The following is a 6,943-nucleotide window of genomic DNA, read 5'->3' on the forward strand; positions in this document are numbered from 1 at the left end:
TCTTACCATTCAAAACAACCGACCAATGATGACCAACAACAATAACAACGGTGAGGCCTCACAGAACGGCACACCTGAAAACTCTGCGAAACGACTTTTAAAAGTGGGCATAACGCACGGAGACGTAAACGGAATAGGCTATGAGCTTATCCTTAAGACTTTCTCTGAAAACGCTATGTTCGACATCTGCATACCGGTGGTCTACGGATCGGTAAAGGCAGGCACATACCACCGCAAGGTGCTTGGAACCGAGCTGAATTACCACATCGTCAACACTGCGGCAGAAGCCGAGCCCAACCGGCTGAACCTCATCAACTGCTTTGACGAAGAGATTAACATTGAAATGGGCAGAATCAATGCTGAGGCCGGACACGCGGCCTTCCTTGCCCTTGAACAGGCTACGGAGGACTTGAAAAACGGAAGCATCGATGTGCTCGTAACCGCTCCCATCTGCAAATCGGCCATACAAAACGCCGACTTCCGCTTCTCAGGACACACGGAATACCTCAGCAACCGTCTTGTAGGCGACAAGGCCGAACCGCTGATGATTCTGGCCAACAATCTGATGAGAGTGGCTCTCGTCACGACGCATCTGCCGGTGAAAGAAGTGGCAGCAGCCATTACGGGCGAGCTCGTAGAGCAAAAAGTCAAACAACTCTACCACAGTCTGCAGCATGACTTCCTGATATCGGCCCCACGCATTGCGGTGCTCGGCCTTAACCCCCACAACGGCGACAACGGCACACTGGGCAGCGAAGAACAGGAAATAATAGCTCCGGCCATCAAGGCGTCTGTAGAAAACGGCATACAATGTTTCGGGCCCTACCCGGCCGACGGCTTCTTCGGCTCAGGCATGTATGCTCACTTTGACGGCATTCTGGCCATGTATCACGACCAGGCACTGGCCCCCTTCAAGGCTCTCTCCATGGATGACGGCGTGAACTTTACCGCCGAACTGCCTTATGTGCGCACTTCGCCCGACCACGGAACGGCATTTGACATTGCCGGAAAGAACATGGCTTCATGCGCATCATTCCGGCAAGCCATATACACAGCCATCGACATCTACCGTAACCGCCAGGCTGACAACGAGGCTCATCGTAACCCGCTTCCCAAACTCTATCACGAACACCGCGAAGACGGTGACCGCCAACGCCACATGAAACCGGCAGGCATGCCTAAGGCCGAGGCTAAAGAAATAAAGGAAGAACAATAAAACGATACCGAGAAAAGATAAAAACATCAGTCATGACTTTTGCCATTATCGCCGCCGGCGAAGGATCACGCCTCTCACAGGAAGGAATCAAACTGCCGAAACCATTGGTCAGAATATGCGGTGAACCGATGATTGACCGCCTCATACGCCTATTCAACGAAAATGGGGCTGACAGAATCTGCATCATTGTCAACAAACTTCACGCCCAAACAGAAACGCATGTGCGTAAACTCATGGCACGTGGCGAAGGAGCGCCCATTGAACTGGCCGTACAGGACACACCTAGTTCCATGCACAGTTTCTCCGTCCTCAGCCCATGGCTAGAGCAAGCCCCATTCTGCCTGACTACGGTAGACACGATTTTTCGTGAAACTGATTTCGCGGAATATATAAAAGCCTTTCGCGAAAGCAACTCCGACGGCATGATGGGCGTGACTGACTTCATAGACGATGAGAAACCGCTTTATGTCGGTACAGACAACAATATGAACATTACCGGTTTTTACGACGAGCCCCAGAACTGCCGCTACATTTCAGGAGGTCTCTACGCCCTGAAGCCCAATGCCCTCCGCACCCTGAGCCGATGTATGGAAGCAGGTCTGAGCCGAATGCGCAACTTTCAGCGAGGCTTGGTTGCAGACGGACTCAAACTGAAAGCATACCCAATGAGTAAAGTGCTCGACATAGACCATGCTCAAGACATCATCAAAGCCGAAACGTTTCTCCGTAGCATTAATAAGGAAGACAAAACCGGTCAGACTTCCCTGAACAAACTGGGCTAAAAAGGCTGTCACTCGAATATGAAGTTATTAGGCATAGAACGTTCTTCCCGCTTTTCGCCCAACTCCACCGCCCGTGACAAGGCGATATTCAACGCCGTTGCCGACGAACTGCGCCGCATGGGGCACCTCGTAGATACAGCCAGCGAAGACAATGCGACAGCATTTGCCGGTTATGAATCCGTCTTCAACATGGGACGCGACGAATGTTTCCTGCACCGGCTGGCTGAAGAAGAAATAAAAGGGCTCCGCGTCATAAACTCAGCCAGCGCACTGCTTTCCTCCACACGGTCTGTACTGACACGACTCTTTGAGGAAAAGAAAATACCCACCCCCGAAAGCCGGACACTCACGTTGGCACAATTAAGAGAATACGCTTCCCACCCCATTTCTTCAGGATGTTTTTCTTCCGGCAGTTTATGGATTAAACGCGGCGATGCCTGCGCACAACAGGCCACCGATGTATGTTTCATCCGCAATAAAGAAGAATTGCAAACGGCATACAAAAATTTTTTGGCGCACAACATCGACGATATTGTGATTTCAGAACATATTCCCGGCGATCTGGTTAAATTTTATGGGGTGGAAGGCACCGATTTTTTCTTCTATCACTATCCCACAGCCACCGGTACTTTCAGTAAATTCGGATTGGAAGTATTCAACGGAGTTCCTGCCGGCTATGATTTTTCGCCTGAGGAATTAAAAAAAACAGCAGACCGCGCAGCCCGTCTGAGCGGATTCATTGTTTACGGCGGCGACTGTATTATACGGCCTGACGGTACATTTGCCATCATCGACTTTAACGACTGGCCCAGCTTTTCACTATGCAGGACTGAGGCCGCTCAAGCCATTGCAACACGTATTGGCAAAACCCTATAAATTATCACAAAAGAATCATGAGCGACAAAAAGAAACTCACCGCTACTTTTAAATCACAAGACACAGAAGAGTGGCTCGACATACACTTCACACGGCCGCTTGGCCTTTTGTGGGCCAACTTCTTCAACGCTTTCAACATTCATCCCAACGTAGTCACCATCCTTTCCATCTTTCTGGGACTTGGAGCCGGTATCATGTTCTGCTTTGAAGACCTCGCCTATAATATAATAGGTATATTACTACTCATTTGGGCAAACCTTTACGACAGTTGCGACGGGCAATTAGCGCGTATGACCGGCAAAAAAACACGCTGGGGCCGGATTCTAGACGGATTTGCCGGCGATGTGTGGTTTTTTGCGATATATTTCGCCATCTGCTGGCGACTTACGCCGGAATGGGGAGTATGGATCTGGATACTTTGCGCCTTTGCCGGCTTTATATGTCACGGAAAGCAATGCCAGTTGGCAGACTACTACCGAAATATCCACCTCTATTTCCTCAAAGGCGAAAAGGGCAGTGAGCTGGACAACAGCCGCAAACTAACCAAAGAGTTCCGCTCACTTACATGGCGGCACGACGGCACCTGGAAACTTTTTCTTTTTTTCTACCGCAACTATACGCGTTCACAGGAACAGATGACACCGGCATTCCAACGCTTCAAGACGAAAACAGACCAACTTTACGGCCGTGCCCTGCCGCAGCAACTGCGCGATGACTTCCGCCGCGGCAGTCTGCCGCTAATGAAATGGGCAAACATTCTCACATTCAACACCCGGGCTATAGTTCTTTATATTTCGGTGCTCATTGGCCAGCCATGGATTTATCCTGTATTTGAAATAACCGTAATGAGCGCGCTCTTCTTCCACATGCGCAACCAACATGAAAAGCTTTGCGACCAACTTCAGCAATCTCTTTAAAGCCATCTTGAAAGACATTCAGCAATCAGCCTGCACATGAAACCATTCGTCAGAAACATATTCCTGCTATTCGGCATAGCCGCCATTATTGTAATGCTCTGCACCTTCGATGTAGACTATCACCAGCTCCGCGAAAAACTCCCCCGAGCCATAGCCTATCTGCCTTTCGTTGCAGGCGTATGGATATTCGTTTACGCTTTCAATGCCGGAGCCTTCCAGCTTATAGTCAACAGCGGCACTCACGACAAGCATTTGTCTTTCCGCCATGCCTACAAACTTACTGTGTCGGGATTCGCCTTCAGCTACACGACCCCATTCGGTTTCGGCGGCGGCCCCTATCGCGTCATGGAACTGGCGGCATATATCGGCACTCCCCGCGCCATGTCATCCGTAGTGCTCTACTCCATGATGCACATTCTTTCACACATCTGCTTATGGGCCAGCTCCATCATCCTTTTTCTGATTATTTATTATGAAAAGGCCGATCCTTTCCTTTGGAGCTGTTTCGGAATTTTCGCTGCCGCGTTCATATTTGCGATATACTTTTTTTACGCAGGCTACAAAAACGGGCTGATTGTAAAACTCTACAAAATATTCCTCTACGTTCCCTTTGTCAAGAAATACGCCCGCCGTTTTTACGACAAGAACCTGGAAAGCATGGAGCAGGTAGACCTCAACATCGCCTACCTCCACCGTCAGCCACGCGCTTTCTACGGTTCATTGCTCATGGAATATATCGCCCGCGTCATCAACGCTCTGGAATTTTATTTCATCCTTCTGGCTTTCGGCGCACCTGTCACCTTTTGGGATGCAATTCTGGTATTGGCATTCTCCTCACTGATGGGCAACCTGCTCTTCTTCTTCCCCATGCAGCTAGGCGCACGGGAAGGCGGACTGGCACTCATCATCAAGATTCTGGGATATGCCAATCCCGGTGGCGTAGGTATTTTCTCCAGTTTCTTCACCCGCATCCGTGAGCTCATCTGGATATTCATCGGGGTCAGTCTGGTTAAAATCGGCAATAAGAGTATCATGAAATAATCCATTTCACACAAGCATGAGTTTGAAATCCATCATATTCGACTACGGCGGCACGCTCGACACCGATGCCCGCCATTGGGCGCACGTTCTTTGGGAAGGCTATCGCCACACCGGCATTCCCGTTAGCGAGGATCAGTTCCGCGAAGCCTACGTTTACGGCGAACGCGCTCTGGCGAAAGCCCCGATCATTTGTCCTGAAGACAATTTCCACACCGTACTGTTGAAGAAAATCAGTCAGGAAACGCAATATCTTCTGCAACAAGCCTACTGGCATCCCTCCGAAGAAATACGCCAAACAGCCATACACAACACAGCCGATTACTGCAATGCCTACGTGGAAGGCAACCTGACTACAACCCGCCATATACTCGACCGACTTAAGGAACGTTACAACCTCGTGCTTGTATCAAATTTCTACGGCAATATCGAAACCATCCTCACCGACTTCCACCTTTCCCACTACTTCTCTGCTATTATCGAGAGTGCCGTGGTCGGAGTCCGCAAACCCGATCCGGCCATCTATGCTCTGGGTGTTGAAGCCACCGGCCACAAGGCCGAGGAGGTGCTTGTCGTAGGCGACAGTTACGGCAAAGACATCGTACCGGCCAAAACCATCGGCTGCCAGGCCGTATGGTTACGCGGCGAAGGGTGGCAGCCCGAAACGGTGGACGAGAACCTGCCCGATGCCATCATAGCCCATCTTGACGAACTGCCCGATGCAATGAAACGGTTCATCTGACAACAGTTCATTTCAACGACAAGCGCATGGATTGAATTTTAAATATTCAGTCCATGCGCTTGTCGTACTCAGCAGCCGTAGCGGAATACCGATACCGGCATTTTCAAAACATCCCGCAAAAGCGGCCTCTCCGCCAAAGAAGCGCGACCGTCCGCAGACATTCATTCTTATTCCTCAAAAAATCCTACAGGTCATGTTGCTGCAAACGATGTTCGGCCAGTTTTTCATACTTCGTGTCCGGCCGTCCATAATTGGCGTAAGGATAAATGCTAATGCCGCCTCGAGGGGTGAAAATTCCCGTCACTTCTATATATTTCGGGTCCATCAGGCGGATAAGGTCCTTCATGATAACATTTACGCAGTCTTCGTGAAAATCGCCATGATTGCGAAAACTGAACAGATAGAGTTTCAAACTTTTGCTCTCTACCATCCGCCGGTCCGGCAAATAGCTGATGCGTATCTCCGCAAAATCAGGCTGGCCCGTTATAGGGCAGAGACTGGTGAACTCCGGACAGTTGAAGCGCACCCAGTAGTCATTGCCGGGATGCTTGTTTTCAAAAGTTTCCAGCACCTCGGGAGCATAATCGTCACGGTATTCTGTCTGGCGGCCCAGTGCTTTCAAATTATCGTTCTCTCTCATAAAAATATTTTATTGCTTATCACTTGATCCGAAACCACGCCCGTCACGTTCTCCGCCAGCCTTCTGCCGCAAATAACGCTCCAGACCTTCGCGCCTCAACTTACAAGCCGGACATTTTCCGCAACCGTCGCCTTTCACACCATTATAGCACGTCAGCGTGTCGTGGCGCACAATGTCGAGTACCCCCATGCGATCGGCCATAGCCCACGTCCCGCACTTGTCAATCCACATGAGAGGCGTATGTATGACAAACTGTTCGTCCATACCTAGATTGAGCGTGACGTTAAGACTTCGTATGAAAGAATCGCGGCAATCAGGATATCCCGAAAAGTCTGTCTGCGAAACTCCCGTCACCAAATGCCTGATACCGTTTTCACGGGCGAAGACGGCAGCGATGCTCAGGAAAAACAAATTGCGGCCGGGCACAAAGGTATTGGGCGGTCCGTCGGCCGGTTTGTCCTCATCCATTGGCAGCGAGGAGTCGGTCAGTGAATTGCGGCCCAAACCGCCTATAAACGATACGTCCATCTGCTCGAAACGCACACCGGCGCGTCGGGCTATGTCGGCGGCCAACCGCACTTCGTGCACGTGTTTCTGACCATAGACGAAACTCAGCGCCCACACTTCACTAAAATGCCGCTTGGCCCAGAAAAGGCAAGTAGTAGAGTCCTGCCCGCCACTGAAAACCACCAGTGCCCGCGTATTATCATAAGGTCTCATAAATCAAAAATT

8 protein-coding genes are annotated in these 6,943 nt (G+C 50.4%); 6 read left to right on the forward strand and 2 right to left on the reverse strand.

Annotated elements, in window-relative coordinates:
* The first annotated feature begins 28 nt into the window (after positions 1-28).
* Genes pdxA through C5S62_RS02895 form a run of 6 tightly spaced genes read left to right on the forward strand, consistent with a single transcriptional unit; the run spans position 29 to position 5,571 of the window.
* The gene (gene pdxA / locus C5S62_RS02870) at positions 29-1,216 is read left to right on the forward strand and encodes a 4-hydroxythreonine-4-phosphate dehydrogenase PdxA (protein ID WP_104403981.1); all 1,188 of its coding nucleotides are present in this window, start codon (positions 29-31) and stop codon (positions 1,214-1,216) included.
* Between the two features lie 32 nt (positions 1,217-1,248).
* Positions 1,249-1,998: a sugar phosphate nucleotidyltransferase gene (locus tag C5S62_RS02875; protein ID WP_104403973.1), complete on the forward strand. Its 750-nt coding sequence runs from the start codon at positions 1,249-1,251 to the stop codon at positions 1,996-1,998.
* An 18-nt stretch (positions 1,999-2,016) separates the two neighbouring features.
* Positions 2,017-2,874: a hypothetical protein gene (locus C5S62_RS02880; protein ID WP_104403974.1), complete on the forward strand. Its 858-nt coding sequence runs from the start codon at positions 2,017-2,019 to the stop codon at positions 2,872-2,874.
* 17 nt (positions 2,875-2,891) lie between these two features.
* Positions 2,892-3,791 carry a CDP-alcohol phosphatidyltransferase family protein gene (locus C5S62_RS02885; RefSeq protein ID WP_104403975.1) on the forward strand — a complete coding sequence of 300 codons (900 nt, stop codon included), beginning with the start codon at positions 2,892-2,894 and terminating at the stop codon, positions 3,789-3,791.
* A gap of 36 nt (positions 3,792-3,827) precedes the next feature.
* Entirely contained in the window at positions 3,828-4,832 is a 1,005-nt protein-coding gene (locus C5S62_RS02890) for a lysylphosphatidylglycerol synthase transmembrane domain-containing protein (protein WP_104403976.1), read from the forward strand.
* 16 nt (positions 4,833-4,848) lie between these two features.
* Positions 4,849-5,571: an HAD family hydrolase gene (locus C5S62_RS02895; RefSeq protein WP_104403977.1), complete on the forward strand. Its 723-nt coding sequence runs from the start codon at positions 4,849-4,851 to the stop codon at positions 5,569-5,571.
* A 184-nt stretch (positions 5,572-5,755) separates the two neighbouring features.
* On the opposite strand, the gene queF is transcribed toward C5S62_RS02895, so the two are convergent.
* Both queF and queC read right to left on the reverse strand, forming a co-directional pair.
* On the reverse strand, positions 5,756-6,211 hold the full coding sequence (gene queF / locus C5S62_RS02900; RefSeq protein ID WP_104403978.1) for a preQ(1) synthase: 456 nt from the start codon (positions 6,209-6,211) through the stop codon (positions 5,756-5,758).
* Between the two features lie 9 nt (positions 6,212-6,220).
* Positions 6,221-6,931 (reverse strand): 7-cyano-7-deazaguanine synthase QueC, encoded by a 711-nt coding sequence (queC, locus tag C5S62_RS02905; RefSeq protein WP_104403979.1) that lies wholly within the window; start codon positions 6,929-6,931, stop codon positions 6,221-6,223.
* Positions 6,932-6,943: the final 12 nt, after the last annotated feature.

Source organism: Prevotella sp. MGM2 (genome assembly GCF_002933955.1).
GTDB lineage: Bacteria > Bacteroidota > Bacteroidia > Bacteroidales > Bacteroidaceae > Alloprevotella.

Coding starts and splice junctions, on each gene's coding strand:
- queF (WP_104403978.1), bottom strand. CDS start 6,211: ATGAGAGAGAACGATAATTTGAAAGCACTGGGCCGCCAGACAGAATAC.
- pdxA (WP_104403981.1), top strand. CDS start 29: ATGACCAACAACAATAACAACGGTGAGGCCTCACAGAACGGCACACCT.
- queC (WP_104403979.1), bottom strand. CDS start 6,931: ATGAGACCTTATGATAATACGCGGGCACTGGTGGTTTTCAGTGGCGGG.
- C5S62_RS02880 (WP_104403974.1), top strand. CDS start 2,017: ATGAAGTTATTAGGCATAGAACGTTCTTCCCGCTTTTCGCCCAACTCC.
- C5S62_RS02885 (WP_104403975.1), top strand. CDS start 2,892: ATGAGCGACAAAAAGAAACTCACCGCTACTTTTAAATCACAAGACACA.
- C5S62_RS02895 (WP_104403977.1), top strand. CDS start 4,849: ATGAGTTTGAAATCCATCATATTCGACTACGGCGGCACGCTCGACACC.
- C5S62_RS02890 (WP_104403976.1), top strand. CDS start 3,828: ATGAAACCATTCGTCAGAAACATATTCCTGCTATTCGGCATAGCCGCC.
- C5S62_RS02875 (WP_104403973.1), top strand. CDS start 1,249: ATGACTTTTGCCATTATCGCCGCCGGCGAAGGATCACGCCTCTCACAG.